We start from the raw sequence: 21,086 nt of genomic DNA on the forward strand, positions 1-21,086 counted from the left end.
CGTGGCCTCCCTTACGCCTTCTCGATGTCGACTAAAAACGCCTTGTACTCCGGCGTCTGCGAGTTGGCGTCGCCCACGGATGGCGTCAACGTATTGGCCAGGAACCCTTTACGCGTTGCCCCCTCAAAGCCCCAGTGACACGGAATGCCCACGGTGTTGACCTTACGACCGTCAATGGTCAGGGTTTGCAGGCGTTTAGTGACCACCGCTTTTGCTTTGATAAAGCCTCGTTTCGACATCACTTTCACTTCATCCCCGGCAACAATGCCCTTCTCTTGCGCCAGCGCTTCGCCAATTTCGACAAACTGATCCGGCTGTGCAATTGCGTTGAGCCGCGCATGCTTAGTCCAGTGACGGAACAGCTCGGTGATCGAATAGGTCGTGGCGACATACGGGAAGTCATCCGCTTTGCCCATATTCGGCAGGTCTTCTTTGAAGATGCGCGCAACGGGGCTGGAGATGACATTCGGATGCAGCGGGTTGGTGCCAATCGGCGATTCAATCGGTTCGTAATGTTCCGGGAACGGGCCGTCGTTCATCTTGTCGATGGAGAACAGGCGCGCCACCCCTTCTGGATTCATGATAAACGGCCCGACGTTGCTACCCGGTGCCGAGGCGTTGTAATCCGCCACGTCCTGACCGGTCCATTTTTTGCCATCCCAGTGCAGCAAGGCACGTTTGGCGTCCCAGGGTTTCCCGGCCGCATCGGCAGAGGCGCGGTTGTACAGAATGCGACGGTTCGCCGGCCACGACCACGCCCAGCCTGGCGTACAGCCCAGCCCGTACGGATCGCTGTTATCGCGGTTCGCCATCTGATTGCCCTGCTCGGTCCAGCTTCCGCAGTACACCCAGCAGAAGCTGCTGGTGGTGCCGTCATCGCGTAACTGCGCAAAACTGCTGAGCTGCTGGCCTTTTTTCGCCACCAGTTGGCCTTTGTCATCAAACAAATCCACCAGCGCCATGCCGTTGGCTTCGCGGGCAATCTCTTCCGGATGCGGATCGCGGGGATTTTTGTAATCCCAGGACATGTTCAGCACCGGCGCCGGGTTTGCCCCGCCTTCGACCTGATAGAGTTCACGCAGGCGCGTAAACAGACGGCCAAGGATTTTGCCGTCGTGCATCGCTTCACCCGGTGGCTCAGCGGCCGCCCAGTGCCATTGCAGCCAGCGGCCAGAGTTGGCAATCGAGCCGTCTTCTTCCGCAAAACAGGACGATGGCAGGCGGAAGACTTCGGTCTGAATATCTGCCGGATTCACGTCGTTCATCTCACCGTGATGCTGCCAGAAGGTCGACGACTCGGTGACCAGCGGATCGATAACCACCATGTATTTGAGCTTCGAGAGCGCGCGGGACGATTTGTTTTTATCCGGGAACGCCGCCAGCGGGTTAAAGCCCTGAACGATGTAACCGTTGATTTTGCCGTCGAGCATCAGCTTGGCCTGGGTCATCACGTCATACAAACGATCCCATTTCGGGAGCCAGTCGTAGCCCCAGTTGTTGTCCGCCGTGGCATGCTCGCCCCAGAAGCTTTTCATCATGCTGATAAAGAACTTCGGCGTGTTTTGCCAGTAGTTCACTTCGTTCAGCCCCAGCGACGGCGGCGTGATCTGCGAGATATAGGTCTGATAATCCGGCTGTTTTTCGGACGGCAGCGGCATGTAGCCCGGCAGATTGGTTGAGAGCAACCCCAGATCGGTGTAGCCCTGAATATTGGAGTGACCGCGCAGGGCGTTGACGCCGCCGCCTGCCATACCGATATTGCCCAGCAGCAGTTGCAACATTCCCGCCGCACGTATTATCTGTGCGCCCGCCGAGTGGTGCGTCCAGCCCAGTGCGTACAAGATTGTCGCGGTACGGTCCGGTACGCTGGTGCTGGCGAGGATCGCGCAAATGCGGTTGAAATCATCAATCGACGTGCCGCACAAGCGGTTCACCATCTCCGGCGTATAGCGATCGACGTGCGCTTTAAGCAGATTCCAGACGCAGCGCGGGTGGCTGAGCGTATCGTCACGCTGCACGTGGCCCTGCTCGTCCAGTTGATAGAACCAGCTCGATTTATCGTACTGACGCTTTTCGGCGTCGTAGCCGCTGAACAGACCGTCATCGAACGCATAGTCGTCGCGGATAATCAGGCTGGCGTTAGTGTAGGCGCGGACGTATTCGTGCTGGATGGCGTCATGCGCGATCAAATAGCGAATGGCCCCCAGCAGAAACGCAGTGTCAGACCCGGCGCGAATCGGCGCATACAGATCGGCCACCGCCGCGCTGCGGTTAAAGCGCGGATCGACCACCACCACCGTGGCGTCGTTTTTGGTCTGCGCTTCAACAACCCATTTAAAGCCGACCGGATGGGCTTCCGCCGCGTTGCCGCCCATGATCAACACCACGTTGGCGTTTTTAATATCAACCCAGTTATTGGTCATCGCCCCGCGCCCGAAGGTCGGTGCCAGCGCAGCAACGGTTGGACCGTGGCACAAACGCGCCTGACAGTCGATCGCCACCATGCCCAGCGCGCGGGCAAATTTTCCGTCGAGAATACCGGTTTCATTGCTGGCCGCCGACGAGCAGAGCATGCCCGTAGTCGTCCAGCGGTTGACCGTCAGCCCTTGGGCGTTCTTCTCGATAAAATTGGCATCACGATCCGCTTTCATCAGGCGGGCGATACGCTCAATGGCGTCATCCCATGAAATACGCTGCCATTTATCAGACCCCGGCGCGCGGTATTCGGGATACAGCAGGCGAGTATCACTGTGAATGTAATCCAGTACCCCTGCCCCTTTCGGGCAAAGCGACCCACGGCTGACCGGGTGATCCGAGTCGCCTTCGACGTGATAGATACTTTCTTTGACGTTTTTGGCATCGTCGCCGAGGCTATACATGATCATGCCGCAGCCCACTGAGCAGTATGTACAGTTATTACGCGTCTCTTTTGCTTTTAAGAGTTTGTATTGACGTGTTTCCGCGATCGCGGAAAAAGATGATAAAAATCCGAGAGATGCAACAGTTGTTCCTGCCATACCGCCCGCGCAGATCTTAAAGAACTGCCTCCGGCTAAACTCCATGTATCCTCCAGCTTAAAACTTAAGACGGGAAAAGGGACGGAGATTATAGGGTTATTAAGCTGGATAAACCATTATCCATTTGTGGTTATAAGAGGTGAGATCACATAGGAGTAAAAAACAAAAAAGGCCGCCTCAGCGACCTTTTTATCAGGTATCGAACATTAATGGACGTGAACGCCCAACCGCCAGGCAAAATAGATCTCTTCTTTTAATTCATTCGAAGAGAGCGCGAGCAAGTCGGCAAATTCCAGTTCAAGCTGTTTGAGCTTTTTCAGGTACTGTGCCGGAGACAAGTTGCTCTTATCGCGACGTAAAAATTCTACTGCCAGTATGGCTGGGTTCAATTCGGTATCCATAACATCCTCTCTTGTGTACAAAACCTGACCAGTATAACACTTTTCACTGCCCACTTTTTGACCAGAGACAATTTGTTGCAGATGTTTACCGTTACTTAAACCACGGTGGTCGTCAGTCGTGAAGAGCAGCACAGACGATCCTGCTCATCGAAGATGTCAATTTGCCACACCTGATGACGGCCTCCCGCATGCAAAGCCCGGCACACACCCCGCACGCGTCCACTGCGCACAGACCGGATGTGATTGGCGTTCACCTCAAGCCCGACGGCTTTTTGCTCGCCCTCGGTACAGAGATATCCCGCAACCGAACCCAGCGTTTCGGCGAGGACCACTGACGCCCCGCCGTGCAGCAAACCAAATGGCTGATGCGTGCGGTGATCCACGGGCATAGTGGCCTCAATGTCGTTTGCGCCGATACGCGTAAACTGAATATCGAGCAGCCCGACCATGTTGCCTTCACCCATGGCGTTGAGCGCGTGTAGCGTGACTTCGCGTTTCCAGATCATCCCATAATCTCCAGTAAAGCCTGCAACGGATGGCGAACCCCGCTACCTTCGACGCGTTTCACCTGGCTGCGACAGGAATATCCCGTCGCCAGACAGCGGTTACGCGGCAAACGCTGCATCGCCTGATGCCACGACAATTCGTAAATCCCGAGGGAATTGGCGTGATTTTTCACTTCATGCCCATACGTCCCGGCCATGCCGCAGCAGCCAACGCTGACGTTTTCCAGCTTCGCCCCAAAGCGGGCGAAGATAGACGCCCACTGCGCAGGCGCAGCAGGCAGCGCGGTCACTTCGGTACAGTGGCCAAACAGGTACCAGGATTCGCCGCTGGTCTCCTGCGTCGCAACATGTTGCAGCGCTGCTGGCAGCCATTCGTGTACCAGCATGACGTTAAAATCGCCGCGCTTATCGCCGAGCGTTTGTTTGTATTCATCGCGATAACACAGCACCAGCGCCGGATCGACGCCCACCATCGGCATCCCAAGCTGCGCAACGCGATTCAGGAAGTCAGACGTTTTCTGCGCCGTTTTGGCAAACCGATTCAGGAAACCCTTAATATGCTGCGCTTTGCCATTCGGTGAGAACGGCAGGACCACCGGCTGATAACCCACGCGTTCCACTAAGCGCACAAAATCGGCGACCACCTGTGCATCGTAATAGCTGGTAAATGGATCCTGCACCACCAGCACGGTTTTGGCTTTTTGCTCGCCGCTCAGGGTTTCCAGCTGTTCCAGCGTCATATTGGCCGAACGGTGTCCGACCAGCTCGCGTTGCAGAGACGGCGTGGAGAGCAGCGGCAGATCAACCATGCCGATGTGCTTTTCGGACAGCTTGCGCACCAGCGGCTGATTGATAAAGAAGTTGAAGGTTTTCGGCGCGCGCGCCATCAGCGGAGCGTAGATTTCAACCGTCGCCACCAGATGATCGCGCATCGGGCGCAAATAGCGGGAGTAATAAAGCTGCAGGAAGCGCGAGCGGAACTCCGGCACATCAATTTTGATCGGGCATTGCGTCGAGCAGGCTTTACAGGCCAGACAACCGGACATCGCCTCTTTCACTTCGTGCGAGAAATCGTACTCACCTTTACTGGCATGCCAGCTATTTCGGGAACGCTCAATCAGCGTGCGCAGGCTGGCGCGTTTTTCCGGCAGCGCGTTTTCGAGCTTTAGCGGATCGACACCGCGATCCGCCAGCAGACGCAGCCACTCACGCACCAGCGTCGCGCGCCCTTTCGGGGAGTGAATGCGGTTGCTGGTGATTTTCATCGACGGGCACATCGGGCTTTTCACATCGAAGTTAAAGCACAAACCGTTGCCGTTACACTCCATCGCGCCGCGCCAGGATGAACGCACCGCAATCGGGATCTGACGGTCGAAGGTGCCGCGCTTCACGGCGTCAACCTGCATCATCGGATCGTCAACGCCCGCAGGCGGGCAAATCTTGCCCGGATTGAGGCGGTTATCCGGGTCAAACGCCGCTTTCACTTTGCGCAGTTCACCATACAGTTGCTCGCCGAAAAACGCCGGACTGTACTCTGCGCGGAACCCTTTACCGTGCTCACCCCACAGCAGACCACCGTATTTCGCCGTGAGCGCGACGACCTCGTCAGAGATGCGCTTCATCAGCATCTCCTGCTGAGGATCACACATATCCAGCGCCGGACGGACGTGCAGCACGCCCGCATCCACATGGCCAAACATGCCGTAGCTCAGGCCATGGCCGTCGAGCAGCGCGCGAAACTCAACGATGTAATCCGCCAAATGCTCCGGCGGTACACAGGTGTCTTCCGCAAACGGAATCGGCTTGGCCGCCCCTTTGGCGTTGCCCAGCAGACCGACCGCTTTTTTACGCATCGCGTAGATGCGCTCGATGCCCGAGAGATCGTTGCACAGCTGCCAGCCAATCACGCCGCCTTCGCCCGTGGCGATCAGCTCATCAAGACGGTTGCATAGCGTCGATACCTGACTTTCAATCAGATCCGCGTCATCGCCCGCAAATTCAACGATGTTCAGCCCGAGCATCTCTTTATCCGGCACGTCGGTAATCAGCTCGCTGACCGAATGCCAGACAATATCTTCCCGCGCCAGGTTGAGCACTTTAGAGTCAACGGTTTCCACCGACAGTGCACGCGCATCGACCATAAACGGCGCATTGCGCAGTGCGGAATCGAAAGAGTTATATTTGACGTTGACCAGACGGCGCACCTTCGGCAGCCGGGTGATGTCCAGACGCGCTTCAGTGATAAACGCCAGCGTGCCTTCGGACCCGGTCAGAATGCGGGTTAAATCGAATTCACTGAGATCGTCATTGAAGACATGACGCAGATCGTAACCGGTCAGGAAGCGGTTGAGTTTCGGGAATTTATCGATAATAAGCTGACGGTTATCGCGACAGCTATCCAGCACGGTACGGTAAATTCGCCCGACCGCGGTGTTGTCTTTCCCGAGCGTTTCAGCCAGTTCAACCGGCATCGCCTGGGTATCGAGAATATCGCCGCCCAGCAGCACCGCACGGACGCCCAGAATGTGATCGGATGTTTTCCCGTAAACCAGCGACCCCTGCCCGGAGGCATCAGTGTTAATCATGCCGCCAATGGTGGCGCGGTTGCTGGTCGAAAGCTCCGGCGCAAAGAAAAAACCGTAAGGTTTCAGGAACTGGTTGAGCTGGTCTTTTATCACGCCCGCTTCAACACGCACCCAACCCTCTTCGGGATTGATCTCAATAATACGGTTCATGTAGCGCGACATATCAATGATGATGCCCTGATTCAGAGCCTGACCATTGGTGCCGGTTCCGCCGCCGCGTGGGGTAAAGACCAGCGACGCGAAACGTTCCTGCGCTGCCAGACGCGAAATCAGCGCCACATCTGCGGTAGAACGAGGAAAAACGACGGCATCGGGAAGTAACTGATAGATACTGTTGTCAGTCGCCATCGTTAGCCTGTCGGCGTAACTCGTGGCGGTATCACCTGTAAAACCCTGTTGCTCCAGTGCTTGCAAATAATTCAGTACCAGCTGAACGACGCCGGGTGCCTGAGAAATCAATGGGATCATTACTGTCGACCCTAATTATTAAGTGGTGAACTCCCTGGATAGTTCGCACTGATTGCGGCTGGTAACGGCGTGGACCCTGGCGTAGAGCTAATGCTTTAACGGGGATAAACGCACCCAACCAACGCATCTACAGCATGAAATATGACGGGAGATAATCGTTTGCGTTGTGTCTGAATGGTTGTATCACATTTTTTTCTTATACGCTCAGCAGAATTACGGGCAGAATCCGACTGTCAAAAACCGCTGAAATCACTAATGATTAGAGTGACGCGTTTTATGTTTCCGCCAGCGCGGCTGGTGTTCATTAAAGGTAAATTTTATATATGGTCAATCTTCGTCAGCCCAGGGACGTTGCGCAAATTCTGCTGTCGGTGCTGTTTTTAGCCATCATCATTATTGCGTGCCTATGGATTGTACGCCCGTTTGTGCTGGGTTTTGCGTGGGCCGGAACGGTCGTTATCGCCACCTGGCCCCTGTTTATTCGTCTGCAAAAACTGCTGTTTGGTCGTCGCTCACTGGCGGTTGTGGTGATGACGCTGTTTGTTTTCCTGGTGTTCATTATTCCGATTGCGCTGCTGGTCAACAGTCTGGTCGATACCAGCGGGCCGGTGATTCGCTCGGTGACCAGCGGTGAAATGACCATTCCGGATCTCGCCTGGCTGAACAGTGTGCCGGTGATTGGCGCCAAGCTTTACAGCGGCTGGCATAGCCTGCTGGAGATGGGCGGCAGCGCGATCATGACCAAGGTCCGGCCTTATATCGGCACCACAACCACCTGGTTTGTGGGTCAGGCGGCGCATGTTGGGCGCTTCGTGATGCATTGCGCACTGATGCTGGTCTTCAGCGCCCTGCTTTACTGGCGTGGCGAACAGGTGGCACTCGGCGTGCGTCATTTCGCCACGCGTCTGGCAGGACAGCGCGGTGATGCGGCCGTGTTACTGGCAGGGCAGGCGGTACGCGCCGTGGCGCTGGGTGTGGTAGTGACTGCGCTGGTGCAAGCGGTTCTCGGTGGCATTGGTCTGGCGATTTCGGGCGTTCCTTATGCGACCATTTTCACGGTCATCATGATCCTCACCTGTCTGGTGCAGCTTGGGCCTCTGCTGGTGCTGATCCCCTGCATTATCTGGCTTTACTGGAGCGGCGATACCACCTGGGGCACGGTGCTTCTGGTGTGGAGTTGCGTGGTCGGCACGATGGATAACGTTATCCGACCGATGCTGATTCGCATGGGTGCCGATCTGCCGCTGATTCTGATTCTTTCCGGCGTGATTGGTGGTTTGATTGCTTTCGGCATGATTGGTCTGTTTATCGGTCCGGTTCTGCTGGCCGTGACCTGGCGTTTGTTCTCCGCATGGGTGCATGAAATTCCGCCGCCGGCCACCGACCCGGATGTGGTGCTGCACGAACTCGAAACGCTGGAAGATAAAAACAAGCAGTAATTCTCTACAGGCGGGGCAACCCGCCTGACACATAAGCCAAACTAATCAATTTTGATACACAAAACGAGTCTGACCCGCTGCGTCACGCCTAACTGCGTCATTCCCCTCGCAAAATCTTCACGCCTCTTAAACTATTGAGACGAATCTGATCGACGCAAAAACGTAGCATGCCTACTATTAGCTCACGGTTATAAATCAACACCTTGATTTATAAGCATGGAAATCCCCTGAGTGAAACAACGAATTGCTGTGTGTAGTCTTTGCCCATCTCCCACGATGGGCTTTTTTTTATGCTTTTTTTGGCGAGTGCGCGCCAGGACATAAAAAAAGCCCGGCAAGCATGACGCCGCCGGGCTTATTCAGGATGAGATTACTTTTTCAGTTCAGCCAGACTCAGCCAGGTTTGCACCACCGTATCTGGGTTCAGGGACAGACTATCGATCCCCTCCTCCATCAGCCATGCGGCAAAATCTTCGTGATCGGAAGGACCCTGACCACAAATCCCGACGTATTTGCCCTGTTTCTTCGCCGCGCGAATCGCCATCGACAGCAACGCTTTCACCGCGTCATTGCGCTCGTCGAACAGTTCTGACACCACGCCAGAATCGCGGTCCAGACCCAGCGCCAGCTGCGTCATATCGTTGGAGCCGATTGAGAAGCCGTCGAAATGTTCCAGGAATTGCTCTGCCAGCAGGGCATTGGACGGAATTTCGCACATCATGATGATCTTCAGCCCGTTCTCGCCGCGCTTGAGTCCCTGACGCGCTAACTCTTCCACTACCGCTTTCGCCTGCTCTACGGTACGCACAAACGGCACCATGATTTCGACGTTGGTGAGACCCATTTCATTACGCACGCGTTTTACCGCGTCGCATTCCAGGGCAAAACAGTCGCGGAAACTGTCAGACACGTAACGGCCAGCGCCACGGAAGCCCAGCATTGGGTTCTCTTCTTCTGGTTCGTAGCGTTCACCGCCAACCAGATTAGCGTATTCGTTAGACTTAAAGTCTGACAGACGCACAATCACCCGCTTCGGATAGAACGCCGCCCCGAGTGTGGCGATCCCTTCGGTCAGACGGCCTACATAGAACTCTTTTGGTGAGTCGTAGCCTTTCATCATCTCGCGAATTTCGTTTTGCAGCGCGGCGTCCTGGTCGTCAAACTCCAGCAGCGCGCGCGGATGCACCCCGATCATGCGGTTGATAATAAATTCCAGACGCGCCAGGCCCACGCCTTCGTTGGGCAGACAGGCAAAATCAAAGGCACGATCGGGGTTACCGACGTTCATCATGATTTTTAGCGGCAGATCCGGCATGGTATCGACGCTTGAGCTTTTCACGCTGAAGTCCAGAATATCGGCATACACGTAGCCGGTATCGCCTTCGGCGCAGGAGACGGTGACTTTTTCGTCATCTTTCATGCGCTCGGTGGCGTCACCACAGCCCACGACGGCCGGGATGCCCAGCTCACGCGCGATGATTGCGGCGTGACAGGTGCGCCCCCCCCGGTTGGTGACGATAGCCGCGGCTTTTTTCATGATCGGTTCCCAGTCCGGGTCGGTCATGTCCGTCACCAGCACATCGCCGGGCTGAACCAGGTGCATTTCGCTGATATCGTGAATCACTTTGACCGGGCCTGCGCCAATGCGGTGGCCAATCGCACGCCCTTCAGCGACGATTTTACCCTGTGCATGCAGCGTGTAACGCTCCATGACCTGGCCGCGAGAACGCACGGTTTCTGGACGCGCCTGCACGATAAACAGCTTGCCGGTGTGCCCGTCTTTCGCCCATTCGATATCCATCGGACGGCCATAGTGCTTCTCAATTTGCACCGCTTGTTTCGCCAACTCCTGCACGTCGTCATCGGTCAGAGAGAAACGGTCACGCTGCTCCTGTGGTACGTCTTCAATCTCAACCTGTTTACCATGTTCAAGATTCGGGGCATAAATCATGCGGATCTTTTTGGAACCCATCGTACGACGAACGATAGACGGACGATTCGCAGCCAGCGTCGGTTTGTGGACGTAGAATTCGTCAGGGTTAACCGCGCCCTGCACCACCATCTCACCCAGTCCCCAGGCGGAAGTGATAAAGACCACCTGATCGAAACCGGATTCAGTATCGATCGAGAACATCACGCCGGAAGAGCCAACATCGGAGCGCACCATGCGTTGCACGCCCGCAGAGAGCGCGACGCCACGGTGGTCGTAGCCCTGATGCACGCGATAGGAGATGGCGCGGTCATTAAACAGCGAAGCAAAAACGTGTTTCACCGCGACCAGCACGGCATCATACCCCTGCACGTTGAGGAACGTTTCCTGCTGACCGGCAAATGAGGCGTCTGGCATATCTTCTGCGGTGGCAGAGGAGCGCACGGCAAACGAGGCCTGCGCGTCGTCAGCAGACAATTGGTTATATGCCTCATGAATGGCGTGTTCCAGTTCAGGCTGGAAAGGTGTGTCGATGATCCACTGGCGGATTTGTGAACCTGCTTTAGAAAGCTCGGTCACATCATCAATATCCGTTTTGTCCAGCAGGTCGTAAATGCGCTGGTTTACACCGCTCTGATCGAGAAAATAGTTAAACGCATCGGCGGTAGTCGCAAAGCCATTCGGTACGGAAACACCCATACCGGACAGGTTTGTAATCATTTCACCCAGGGAGGCATTTTTGCCTCCAACTCTGTCTACATCATTCATGCCGAGTTGGTTATACCAAAGCACCAGCGGTGACGAGCCATTGTTGGACATCGAAACAATCCTTTTGTGATATTTAAGCGGAGTAAGAAACGTCTGACTTCGTATTTATACTTACATATTTATCCCCGACAAAAAAACGGTGAATCGTGTAAGCACTTTTATTTTTCTCTTTTTCGGATACTTTCCCATCAATGCCTAACTTTATGATTCCTAAAGATTCATCCAAAGACCATGAAACTAAGACGCCTATTTGAAAAATGAAATCCACTTTTCATTAAAATTAAAAACACCATTTCATTTATAATTTAAAAACGTTCTTTGCTGTGTATTTTACTTTTTTAATTTATGCTTTCAGTCAATTAGGTTCGCTATTCTGGGTGAGTAAAATGGATAATGCTGTCGATCGCCACGTTTTTTATATTTCTGATGGTACGGCCATCACCGCCGAGGTCTTGGGCCATGCGGTGATGTCACAATTCCCGGTGGCTATCAACAGCATCACGCTGCCGTTTGTCGAAAATGAAAGCCGCGCCAAAGCGGTGAAAGAGCAAATCGATGCGATTTTCCAGCAAACTGGCACTCGGCCGTTAGTGTTTTACTCCATTGTTATTCCCGAAATTCGCGACATTATTCTGCAAAGTGAAGGTTTTTGTCAGGATATTGTTCAGGCACTGGTCGCGCCATTACAAGGTGAGTTAAAGCTCGACCCGACGCCAATTGCCCATCGTACCCACGGCCTCAATCCAGGTAACCTGATCAAATATGACGCGCGTATCGCCGCGATTGATTACACCCTGGCGCACGACGACGGGATCTCGATGCGTAATCTCGATCAGGCGCAGGTCATTTTGCTTGGCGTGTCGCGCTGTGGCAAAACCCCCACCAGCCTGTATCTGGCGATGCAGTTTGGCATTCGTGCCGCGAATTACCCTTTTATTGCTGACGATATGGATAACCTGGTGCTGCCTCCTGCGCTGAAACCGCTGCAGCATAAGCTTTTTGGTCTGACCATTAATCCAGAACGCCTTGCTGCGATCCGCGAAGAACGCCGTGAGAACAGCCGTTACGCGTCGATGCGTCAATGCCGCATGGAAGTGTCAGAAGTCGAAGCGCTGTACCGTAAAAACCAGATCCCATGGCTGAACAGCACCAACTATTCGGTAGAAGAAATAGCCACAAAAATCCTCGACATCATGGGTCTGAATCGCCGCATGTACTAATATACTAGTGCATTATTTTCATTTCAGTTATGATCGCTTTCACTCTCGGGGCCGTAATGCCCCGAACTTGAAATCAGCAGGGATTGGTTTAAGGTGATGCCCATCACTTCCCGGTAGTCTGCCGATGAAGCAAATATTTCTGAGACATTCCATGAATAAAACCGACGAACTTCGCACAGCGCGTATTGAAAGTCTGGTGACGCCCGCAGAACTGGCACAGCGCCACCCCGTTTCCGCAAGCGTTGCGGAACATGTTACTGCGTCGCGCCGACGCATCGAAAAAATACTGAACGGTGAAGATCGCCGTTTGCTGGTGGTTATTGGTCCTTGCTCGATTCACGATCTTGATGCGGCACTGGATTATGCCAAGCGCCTGAAAGTGCTGCGCGATAAGCACCAGGATCGCCTTGAAGTCGTGATGCGCACCTATTTTGAGAAACCGCGTACCGTGGTGGGCTGGAAAGGGTTGATTTCCGATCCGGATCTGAACGGTAGCTATCGCGTCAATCACGGTATCGAACTGGCGCGTAAATTACTGCTCCAGGTGAATGAACTCGGCGTGCCGACAGCCACTGAATTTCTCGATATGGTGATCGGACAGTTTATCGCCGACTTGATTAGCTGGGGCGCGATTGGCGCGCGTACCACCGAAAGCCAGATCCATCGCGAGATGGCCTCCGCGCTTTCTTGCCCGGTGGGCTTTAAAAACGGTACGGATGGGAATACGCACATCGCGGTCGATGCGATCCGCGCCTCGCGTGCCAGCCATATGTTCCTCTCGCCGGACAAAAACGGTCAGATGACCATTTACCAGACCAGCGGTAACCCGTACGGCCACATCATTATGCGTGGGGGCAAAAAGCCCAACTACCATGCAGAAGATATCGCCGCGGCGTGCGACACGCTGCACGAGTTTGATCTCCCGGAACATCTGGTGGTCGATTTCAGCCATGGCAACTGCCAGAAGCAACATCGTCGTCAACTGGAAGTGTGCGATGAAATTTGTCAGCAAATCCGCAGCGGTTCTACCGCCATCGCCGGCATCATGGCGGAAAGTTTCCTGAAGGAAGGCACGCAAAAGGTCGTGGCAGGACAACCGATTACCTATGGTCAGTCGATCACCGATCCGTGTCTGGGCTGGGAAGACAGCGAACTGTTGCTGGAAAAATTAGCCTCCGCCGTCGATAGCCGTTTTTAATTACCTACCCCCGCCGCCCTGGCGGGGTTTTTATTTATAATCCGTCACTTTTCAAACCCTTCGCAGCAAAATTGATCCAGTCACATTTTTTTCACAAAAAGGCTTGCCGTGAAATTTCACTTTGTTGATAATGATTATCATTGTTACTTTGATTATTATTTTTAAACATTATGTCACGTACGGATAACACGGCAGCCACACACGCGAAAGATCGCACACAGCCTACACCCGCTTCCCCGGAGCGTCGGATAGACAGTAAAAGTCTGCTTGGCGATGAAGGACGGGTGATTATTGAGCATGACGGCCAGCACTATCTGCTGCGCCAGACCCATGCCGGAAAACTGATTCTCACTAAATAAACCTAGACATACTATTCGCCAGCCACCCAGGTGATCCCCAGGCAGCCAGCGCTTTCGATTTCCTAATGGAGAGTTGCTATGCCATACCTGAATTCCGCGTCGTTGCGCCCATCGCTGCTGGCGCTGGCCGTTTTCAGTGCCCTTCCGGGCGCTGCTTTTGCGGCCTCTGATGAGATGACCGTCACCGCGACGGGTAACGCCCGCAGCACTTTTGAAGCGCCAATGATGGTGAGCGTTATCGACGCCACTGCCCCTGAAAATCAAACCGCCAGTTCTGCCGCCGATCTGCTGCGCACCGTGCCGGGAATCACTTTGGACGGCACGGGCCGTACCAACGGTCAGGACGTGAATCTGCGCGGTTACGACAGACGCGGCGTGCTGATTTTAGTCGACGGCGTGCGTCAGGGAACGGATACCGGACACCTCAACAGCACGTTTCTCGATCCGGCGCTGATCAAGCGAATCGAAGTGGTGCGGGGTCCTTCTGCCCTGCTGTACGGCAGCGGCGCGATGGGCGGCGTGATTTCCTATGACACGGTAGAGGCAAAAGACTTGCTGGACGCCGGGAAAAACAGCGGCTTCCGCGTGTTTGGGACCGGTGCAACGGGCGATCACAGTATCGGGATGGGTGCCAGCGCGTTTGGTCGTACCGACGTGCTGGATGGCGTTGTTGCATGGTCCAGCCGCGATCGCGGCGATTTACGCCAAAGCGACGGCACCACCGCGCCAAACGATGAGTCCATCAATAATATGCTGGCGAAAGGCAGCTGGAAAATCGACAGCGCTCAGACGCTGGGCGGCTCGCTGCGTTATTACAACAATGCAGCGCAGGAGCCAAAAAATCCGCAAACGATTGAGCCGTCGGAGAGCAGCAACCCGATGACCGATCGATCCACGATTCAGCGTGACGCGCAAGTGACCTACAACCTTGCGCCAGACGGCAACGACTGGCTGAACGCCCAGGCAAAGGTGTACTGGTCTGAAGCGCGGATCAATGCGCAAAACGTCGACAGCACTGCTGAATTCCGCAAACAAACCACCAAAGGCGGAAAAGTGGAGAACCGTACGCATCTGTTTACCGACTCCTTCGCCTCACACCTGCTCACCTACGGCGGTGAATATTATCGTCAGGAGCAAAATCCAGGCGGCTCAACCAGCGGTTTCCCGGAGGCAAAAATCGACTTTAGCTCCGGCTGGTTGCAGGACGAAATCACCCTGCGCGACCTGCCGGTCACGCTGTTAGGCGGCACACGCTATGATAACTACCGTGGCAGCAGCGAGGGGTATGACGATGTCGATGCGGATAAGTGGTCATCCCGCGCGGGTATCACCGTTACGCCCGCCGACTGGCTGATGCTGTTCGGCTCCTACGCGCAGGCATTCCGCTCGCCAATGATGGGTGAGATGTATAACGATTCTAAACACTTCTCCATCGGCAATTTCTACACTAACTACTGGGTGCCAAACCCGAATCTGCGCCCGGAAACCAACGAAACGCAAGAGTACGGCTTTGGTCTACGCTTTGACGACCTGATGCTGGCCAATGATGAGCTGGAGTTCAAAGCCAGCTACTTCGACACCAACGCGAAAGACTATATCTCTACTGCCGTCGATTTTGCTGCCGCCACCACGATGTCCTATAACGTCCCAAACGCCAAAATCTGGGGCTGGGACGTGATGGCGAAATACACGGCGGACCTGTTCAGCCTTGATGTGGCGTATAACCGCACGCGCGGGAAAGACACCGATACGGGCGAATACATCTCGACGATTAACCCGGACACCGTGACCAGTAAACTGAACGTTCCGGTGGCACAAAGCGGCTTCTCGGTTGGCTGGATTGGCACCTTTACCGATCGCTCAACGCACGTTAGCAGTGAATACAGCCAACAGCCGGGCTACGCGGTGAATGACTTTTACGTGAGCTATCAGGGGCAACAGGCACTCAAAGGCGTGACCACTACGCTGGTGCTGGGCAACGCCTTCGACAAAGAGTACTGGTCACCGCAGGGCATTCCGCAGGATGGACGCAACGGTAAAATTTTCGTCAGTTATCAGTGGTAATCCCCCTTGCCCCGGTTCGCCGGGGCCTTATCCGAAAGGAAGAGACAATGAATCACTACACCCGCTGGCTTGAGCTAAAAGAAGAAAACCCAGGAAAATACGCGCGTGACATCGCCGGGCTGATGAACATCAGCGAAGCCGAACTGACGTTCGCCCGCGTGGGCCACGATGCCCGGCGTTTGCATGAAGACATCCGTGCCATCCTCGGCGCACTGGAAACCGTCGGTGAAACAAAATGCATCTGCCGCAACGAATACGCCGTACACGAACAAGTCGGCACATTCACCCATCAACACCTTAACGGTCATGCCGGGCTGGTGCTGAACCCGCGCGCGCTGGATCTGCGCCTGTTCCTGAGCCAATGGGCAAGCGTGTTTCACATCAACGAAGCCACCGCACGCGGTGAACGCCAGAGCATTCAATTCTTTGACCATCAGGGCGATGCGCTGCTCAAGGTTTATACCACCGATAACACCGACGCTGGTGCATGGGGCGATGTTTTGACCCGTTTTATCATTGCCGATAATCCTCCGCTGGAACTGAAAGCGGCCGATGAGCCGGTCAACAGCACGTCGCCCGATGCTGAAAAAGTGGATGCAGAATGGCGATCCATGACCGACGTGCATCAGTTTTTTAGCCTCCTGAAGCGCCACAGTCTGAGCCGTCAGCAGGCGTTCCGTCTGGTGGGTGATGACCTGGCTTGCAAAGTGGACAATACCGCGTTGGCGCAACTGCTGGATGCGGCGCATCAAAGCGGAAACGAAATTATGGTCTTCGTGGGCAACCGTGGCTGCGTGCAGATCTTTACCGGCGCAGTGGAAAAAGTGGTGCCGGTGAAGGGCTGGCTGAACATTTTCAATCCGACGTTTGCCCTGCACTTACTGGAAGAGACGATCGCGGAAACGTGGATTACGCGTAAACCAACCACCGACGGCCACGTCACCAGCCTCGAACTGTTCGCCGCAGACGGCACGCAGATTGCGCAACTCTATGGCCAACGTACCGAAGGCGAACCGGAGCAAACGCAGTGGCGCGCGCAGATCGACGCCCTGACACCAAAAGGGCTCGCTGCATGAAAAAATGGTTTGCCCTGATTGTCACGCTCCCGCTGGCGGCTTTCGCTGCGCCGCAGGAGAAAATTGTCGCGCTTGGCGGGGACGTCACGGAGATTATCTATGCGCTGGGCGCCGAATCTTCTCTCGTGGCACGCGACAGCACCAGCCAGTGGCCGCAGCAGGTCACGTCGTTGCCGGATGTCGGTTATCTGCGCCAGCTTAACGCCGAAGGCATTCTGGCGATGCGCACGACGCTGGTGCTGGCGAGTGCGCAGGCGCAGCCTTCGTTAGCGCTTAAACAGGTCGAGCAAAGCAACGTGAACGTGGTGACGGTGCCGGGCGGTAACAATTTGAGCGCGATCGATGAGAAGATCCGCGTGATTGCGCAAGCAACCCATCGCGTCGTGCAGGGAGATGCTCTGCGCAAAACCGTGCAACAGGAACTGGCCGCGTTACCGACATCACCACTCAATAAACGTGTGCTGTTTATTCTCAGTCACGGCGGGATGAGCGCGATGGCCGCCGGGCAACAAACCGCGGCGGATACGGCGATTCGCGCCGCTGGTTTGCATAATGCCATGCAGGGATTTTCTCGCTACCAGCCCCTGTCACAGGAAGGCGTGATCGCCAGCCAGCCCGATCTGGTGGTGATTTCGCAGGCCGGCGTACAGGCCATCGGCGGGGAAGCAAATCTGTGGAAGCTGCCAGGTCTGTCGCAAACGCCTGCGGGACGGAACAAACAGATCCTGCAGATAGACGACATGGCGCTGCTCGGGTTTAGCGTCCGCACGCCGCACGCCATTCAGCAACTGCGCGACAAAGCGGAGCAGTTACCCTGATGGCTCGCCGCATCGTGCTGTCACTATGGATGCTGGCGTTTTCGCTGGCGTTAATGACGCTGCTGGCGACCGGTTTTGGCGCGTTGCGCCTGCCGGTCACTCTGCTATGGAGCGGTCACGATGAAGCCCTGCGCCAGATCTGGCTGACTATTCGCCTCCCGCGCGTATTGCTGGCGGTGGTGATTGGCGGTTCGCTGGCGCTGGCGGGCTGCGTCATGCAGGGTCTGTTTCGCAATCCGCTGGCCGATCCTGGATTACTAGGAATCAGCAGCGGCGCAGCCTGCGCCGTCGCGCTGTGGGTGGTGTTGCCCTTTTCACTCCCGGCATTGCTGATGCTCTATGCGCCGATGCTGGCGGCTTTCGTTGGCGCTCTGGCAGCCACACTGGTGATTTTCTTGCTTAGCCAACAGCGGGACAGCTCCCTGTCGCGCCTGCTGCTGGTGGGAATTGCGATAAATGCGCTGTGCGGTGCGATTGTGGGGGTGATGTCATGGGTCAGCAATGACGCGCAACTGCGTCAGCTTTCGCTGTGGGGCATGGGCAGTCTTGGGTCTGCACAGTGGTCAACATTATTGGCCGCTGCCTCACTGATGATCCCCACCGTAATGATTATCTGGCGCTTGTCCGGTGCACTGAATCTGCTGCAGTTGGGTGATGAAGAGGCGCATTATCTGGGTGTCGACGTCCGCGCCGTGCAGCGTGTTTTACTGCTGTGCAGCGCGTTGCTGGTGGCGTCCGCGGTGGCGGTGAGCGGTGTGATTGGCTTTATCGGTTTAGTGGTTCCGCATTTAATGCGGATGTGGCTGGGCGCGGATCACCGGGCAGTTATCCCAGGCTCAGTGCTGGCGGGCGCTGTTTTGCTATTGATCGCCGATACCCTCGCGCGCACCGTCGTCGCACCCGCAGAAATGCCCGTGGGATTGCTGACCAGTCTGCTCGGCGCGCCATGGTTTTTGTGGCTCATTTTCCGTCGAGGAGGACACATTGGCTGAACAATTTCTGGCCCAGGCTCTGACCTACCGTATCGCGGATAAAACCGTGCTTCACGACGTCTCGCTTTCGCTGAATCAAGGGGAAATGATGGCGCTGATCGGTCCCAACGGTGCGGGTAAATCCACGCTGTTGCGCCTGTTAACGGGCTATCTTTCACCGACGTCTGGCAGCTGTCATCTGGCTGGAAAACCGCTGGAAAGGTGGAGCACGCAGACGCTGTCGCGTCATCGCGCAGTGATGCGCCAGCAGACACAGCTCGGATTTGACTGGCCCATTGAGGCCGTTATTGGAATGGGCAGATCGCCGTGGACCCCGCAACCGGAAGATGCCGTTATTGCACATGTGATGCAGATAACGGGCTGTACGCCGCTGGCAGGACGAAAATATGCGGCCTTGTCGGGGGGCGAACAGCAGCGCGTTCAGCTTGCCCGGGCTCTGGCTCAACTCTGGTGCGACGGGGCACCGCGCGGCTGGCTATTCCTTGATGAACCGACGTCGGCGTTAGATCTTTACCACCAGCAACATCTGCTGCGGCTGTTGAAATCCTTAACCGTAAAAGGAAATCTACACATTTGTGTGGTGCTGCACGATCTCAATCTGGCCGCGCTGTGGGCCGATCGGATCGTGCTGCTGCATGAAGGGAAAATCGTCTCGCAAGGCGCGTCCAACGTGGTTTTACAGGCCGACGACCTGGCGCGCTGGTATGGCGCCCAGGTTCACGTTGGCCTGCATCCGACCAGCGCCACTCCGCAGGTCTTTCTCGCACCCTAGCTGGAACAGCTGACTTCCAGCCGTTTGCCCCAGTCCGGCGGGCGGCTGACGTAGTCATCATCTCTGTCGTTAAACGACGTGCGTAAGGCGTCGTGCAATCGATGCAACTCAGCATAATCGCCCTGCTCGGCCTGATCTATCGCCCTCTGCGCCAGCCAGTTGCGCAAGACCATAGCCGGGTTGACCGCATTCATGTGCGCGTTGCGGGCGTCATCTGGCGTTTCCTCACGCTGCAGACGCTCGCGATAGGTCGCAAACCAGCTGTCAAAGCCCTGACGATCGATAAACTCATCGCGTAATGGCGAAGCGGCGCTGTGCTTTTCGGTCTGCCCGAGCATGCGGAACGTGCGTGTATAATCGCTGCCTTCACGCGCCATGAGCGCAAACAACGCGTTGAGGATATCGTTATCCCCTTTCTCCTGCGTCATCAGCCCCAACTTGCGGCGCATGAGTTTGCCGTATTCCTGCATCAGCACTTCCTGATACCGATCCAGCGCCTCATTCAGGGCCTCGACAGCAATAAAGGGCGAAAGAGATTGTGCCAGACGCTGTAAGTTCCACAGCCCAACCGCAGGCTGATTTTCAAAACTGTAGCGCCCCTGATAATCAGAGTGGTTGCAGATGAAATCGGGCTGATAGTCATCGAGGAAGCCGTACGGGCCGTAGTCAATGGTCAGCCCGAGAATAGACATGTTGTCGGTGTTCATCACCCCGTGCGCGAAGCCCACGGTTTGCCAGCAGGCCATCAGCGATGCCGTACGCGCCACTACATCCTGGAACCAAAGAACATATTTATCAGCGTCGTTCTGCCATTGCGGCCAGTGATGCTCAATGACAAAGTCAGCGAGCTGGCAGACCTTTTCTGGTTCCCGGCGATAGTAAAAATGTTCAAAATGGCCGAATCGAACGTGGCTTTGTGCAATACGCATTAGCATTGCGCCCTGCTCCATCGATTCGCGGGCAACCTGCGTATCGCTGGTGACAATGGATAACGCGCGCGAGGTGGGGATTCCCAGGGCATGCATCGCTTCTGACGCCAGGCTTTCGCGGATGGTTGAGCGAAGCACTGCGCGTCCGTCGCCCATACGCGAATACGGCGTCAAGCCAGCGCCTTTCAGATGCCAGTCGACGGTGTGTCCGTTCTCGAGCTGTTGTTCGCCCAGCAAGATGCCACGCCCATCCCCGAGCTGTCCTGCCCACACGCCAAACTGGTGGCCGCTGTAGACCTGTGCCAGCGGATGCATGCCGGGAAGCAGCGTTTCTCCGCCCCATACTCCGGCGCCGGTCTCAGGCTGGAATAATGATGCAGGAACGCCTAAATCATTCGCCAGACTGGCGTTGTGCCAGATCAAACGGGCATTCTTCAGCGGAGTGGGATTGAGCGCAGTGTAAAAGCCGGGTAGTTCGTCATGCCAGTGAGCAGTAAAAGACAGGGTCATAGGTCCTCCTGCCTTAAGTGTAGAGGGTTTACCC

At 55.6% G+C, this 21,086-nt stretch carries 15 protein-coding genes and 1 other RNA gene; 10 read left to right on the forward strand and 6 right to left on the reverse strand.

Features of this window, described 5'->3' with window-relative positions:
• Positions 1 to 11: 11 nt before the first annotated feature.
• The 4 genes from fdnG to ydiJ form a co-directional block, all read right to left on the reverse strand.
• On the reverse strand, positions 12 to 3,062 hold the full coding sequence (gene fdnG / locus AC07RN_RS01170; RefSeq protein ID WP_478335371.1) for a formate dehydrogenase-N subunit alpha: 3,051 nt from the start codon (positions 3,060 to 3,062) through the stop codon (positions 12 to 14).
• Between the two features lie 161 nt (positions 3,063 to 3,223).
• Entirely contained in the window at positions 3,224 to 3,418 is a 195-nt protein-coding gene (locus AC07RN_RS01175; protein ID WP_012017143.1) for a YdiH family protein, read from the reverse strand.
• A 95-nt stretch (positions 3,419 to 3,513) separates the two neighbouring features.
• On the reverse strand, positions 3,514 to 3,924 hold the full coding sequence (menI, locus tag AC07RN_RS01180; RefSeq protein WP_012017142.1) for a 1,4-dihydroxy-2-naphthoyl-CoA hydrolase: 411 nt from the start codon (positions 3,922 to 3,924) through the stop codon (positions 3,514 to 3,516).
• Positions 3,921 to 6,977, reverse strand: coding sequence for a D-2-hydroxyglutarate dehydrogenase YdiJ (ydiJ, locus tag AC07RN_RS01185; protein WP_478335372.1), 3,057 nt, complete (start codon positions 6,975 to 6,977; stop codon positions 3,921 to 3,923). Before ydiJ ends, menI begins: the two co-directional genes overlap by 4 nt.
• Before the next feature lie 323 nt (positions 6,978 to 7,300).
• Here ydiJ and ydiK point away from each other — a divergent pair, with 323 nt between their 5' ends.
• A complete protein-coding gene (gene ydiK, locus AC07RN_RS01190; RefSeq protein WP_478335373.1) occupies positions 7,301 to 8,416 on the forward strand; it encodes an AI-2E family transporter YdiK in 1,116 nt (371 codons plus the stop codon).
• Positions 8,417 to 8,600: 184 nt separating this feature from the next.
• An RNA gene (rprA, locus tag AC07RN_RS01195) (antisense sRNA RprA) lies at positions 8,601 to 8,708 on the forward strand.
• Positions 8,709 to 8,786: 78 nt separating this feature from the next.
• Here the strand turns inward: rprA and ppsA are convergent.
• A complete protein-coding gene (gene ppsA / locus AC07RN_RS01200) occupies positions 8,787 to 11,165 on the reverse strand; it encodes a phosphoenolpyruvate synthase (RefSeq protein WP_012017139.1) in 2,379 nt (792 codons plus the stop codon).
• Between the two features lie 335 nt (positions 11,166 to 11,500).
• Between ppsA and ppsR the strand changes: the two genes are divergently transcribed.
• From ppsR to AC07RN_RS01240, 8 genes are all read left to right on the forward strand, one after another.
• Positions 11,501 to 12,334, forward strand: coding sequence for a posphoenolpyruvate synthetase regulatory kinase/phosphorylase PpsR (gene ppsR, locus AC07RN_RS01205; RefSeq protein WP_012017138.1), 834 nt, complete (start codon positions 11,501 to 11,503; stop codon positions 12,332 to 12,334).
• A gap of 151 nt (positions 12,335 to 12,485) precedes the next feature.
• Positions 12,486 to 13,532 carry a 3-deoxy-7-phosphoheptulonate synthase AroH gene (gene aroH / locus AC07RN_RS01210; RefSeq protein WP_478335374.1) on the forward strand — a complete coding sequence of 349 codons (1,047 nt, stop codon included), beginning with the start codon at positions 12,486 to 12,488 and terminating at the stop codon, positions 13,530 to 13,532.
• A gap of 170 nt (positions 13,533 to 13,702) precedes the next feature.
• Positions 13,703 to 13,891 (forward strand): hemin uptake protein HemP, encoded by a 189-nt coding sequence (hemP, locus tag AC07RN_RS01215; protein ID WP_012017136.1) that lies wholly within the window; start codon positions 13,703 to 13,705, stop codon positions 13,889 to 13,891.
• A gap of 78 nt (positions 13,892 to 13,969) precedes the next feature.
• Positions 13,970 to 15,955, forward strand: a complete 1,986-nt coding sequence (locus tag AC07RN_RS01220) for a TonB-dependent hemoglobin/transferrin/lactoferrin family receptor (RefSeq protein WP_478335375.1) — start codon at positions 13,970 to 13,972, stop codon at positions 15,953 to 15,955.
• A 47-nt stretch (positions 15,956 to 16,002) separates the two neighbouring features.
• Positions 16,003 to 17,031, forward strand: a complete 1,029-nt coding sequence (chuS, locus tag AC07RN_RS01225) for a hematinate-forming heme oxygenase ChuS (protein WP_478335376.1) — start codon at positions 16,003 to 16,005, stop codon at positions 17,029 to 17,031.
• On the forward strand, positions 17,028 to 17,849 hold the full coding sequence (locus tag AC07RN_RS01230; RefSeq protein WP_478335377.1) for a heme/hemin ABC transporter substrate-binding protein: 822 nt from the start codon (positions 17,028 to 17,030) through the stop codon (positions 17,847 to 17,849). The genes chuS and AC07RN_RS01230 overlap by 4 nt, the downstream gene beginning before the upstream one ends.
• A complete protein-coding gene (locus AC07RN_RS01235; RefSeq protein ID WP_478335378.1) occupies positions 17,849 to 18,841 on the forward strand; it encodes a FecCD family ABC transporter permease in 993 nt (330 codons plus the stop codon). Before AC07RN_RS01230 ends, AC07RN_RS01235 begins: the two co-directional genes overlap by 1 nt.
• A complete protein-coding gene (locus AC07RN_RS01240; protein WP_478335379.1) occupies positions 18,834 to 19,613 on the forward strand; it encodes a heme ABC transporter ATP-binding protein in 780 nt (259 codons plus the stop codon). Before AC07RN_RS01235 ends, AC07RN_RS01240 begins: the two co-directional genes overlap by 8 nt.
• On the opposite strand, the gene selO is transcribed toward AC07RN_RS01240, so the two are convergent.
• The gene (selO, locus tag AC07RN_RS01245) at positions 19,610 to 21,052 is read right to left on the reverse strand and encodes a protein adenylyltransferase SelO (RefSeq protein ID WP_478335380.1); all 1,443 of its coding nucleotides are present in this window, start codon (positions 21,050 to 21,052) and stop codon (positions 19,610 to 19,612) included. The genes AC07RN_RS01240 and selO overlap by 4 nt on opposite strands.
• Positions 21,053 to 21,086: the final 34 nt, after the last annotated feature.

It is taken from the genome of Lelliottia sp. GFLA7 (assembly GCF_056490165.1).

Coding starts and splice junctions, on each gene's coding strand:
- fdnG (WP_478335371.1), bottom strand. CDS start 3,062: ATGGAGTTTAGCCGGAGGCAGTTCTTTAAGATCTGCGCGGGCGGTATG.
- AC07RN_RS01175 (WP_012017143.1), bottom strand. CDS start 3,418: ATGGATACCGAATTGAACCCAGCCATACTGGCAGTAGAATTTTTACGT.
- menI (WP_012017142.1), bottom strand. CDS start 3,924: ATGATCTGGAAACGCGAAGTCACGCTACACGCGCTCAACGCCATGGGT.
- ydiJ (WP_478335372.1), bottom strand. CDS start 6,977: ATGATCCCATTGATTTCTCAGGCACCCGGCGTCGTTCAGCTGGTACTG.
- ydiK (WP_478335373.1), top strand. CDS start 7,301: ATGGTCAATCTTCGTCAGCCCAGGGACGTTGCGCAAATTCTGCTGTCG.
- ppsA (WP_012017139.1), bottom strand. CDS start 11,165: ATGTCCAACAATGGCTCGTCACCGCTGGTGCTTTGGTATAACCAACTC.
- ppsR (WP_012017138.1), top strand. CDS start 11,501: ATGGATAATGCTGTCGATCGCCACGTTTTTTATATTTCTGATGGTACG.
- aroH (WP_478335374.1), top strand. CDS start 12,486: ATGAATAAAACCGACGAACTTCGCACAGCGCGTATTGAAAGTCTGGTG.
- hemP (WP_012017136.1), top strand. CDS start 13,703: ATGTCACGTACGGATAACACGGCAGCCACACACGCGAAAGATCGCACA.
- AC07RN_RS01220 (WP_478335375.1), top strand. CDS start 13,970: ATGCCATACCTGAATTCCGCGTCGTTGCGCCCATCGCTGCTGGCGCTG.
- chuS (WP_478335376.1), top strand. CDS start 16,003: ATGAATCACTACACCCGCTGGCTTGAGCTAAAAGAAGAAAACCCAGGA.
- AC07RN_RS01230 (WP_478335377.1), top strand. CDS start 17,028: ATGAAAAAATGGTTTGCCCTGATTGTCACGCTCCCGCTGGCGGCTTTC.
- AC07RN_RS01235 (WP_478335378.1), top strand. CDS start 17,849: ATGGCTCGCCGCATCGTGCTGTCACTATGGATGCTGGCGTTTTCGCTG.
- selO (WP_478335380.1), bottom strand. CDS start 21,052: ATGACCCTGTCTTTTACTGCTCACTGGCATGACGAACTACCCGGCTTT.